The 246-nt window shown below is 49.2% G+C and carries 1 pseudogene; it reads left to right on the top strand.

Annotated elements, in window-relative coordinates:
* Positions 1-246, top strand: a pseudogene (locus BLT_RS22540) (capsular biosynthesis protein); the annotation flags it as partial.

The raw sequence follows: 246 nt of genomic DNA, 5'->3' as shown, positions 1-246 counted from the left end.
CCCGCCAGTACCTGTGAGCCCGAATCCGCCGCTTAATATGGCGATCGCCTTTGTGGTTGGTTTGATGACAGCCGTTGGATTGGCCTTTTTACTCGAATACCTGGATCAGACGATTCGTCATGAGGAAGACATTGAGAACTACTTAGGTATCCCTGTGCTTGGAACGGTGACAAAAATGGATGAGGTGAAGTCACCTCAAGGAAAGCGAAAGAAGAAGTTAGGACGTGAGAGCCATGAGTCGAGCAA

This window comes from Halalkalibacterium ligniniphilum (genome assembly GCF_000334155.1).
Classification (GTDB): domain Bacteria; phylum Bacillota; class Bacilli; order Bacillales; family Bacillaceae_D; genus Halalkalibacterium; species Halalkalibacterium ligniniphilum.
This window is presented reverse-complemented; position numbering and strand designations above follow the sequence as displayed.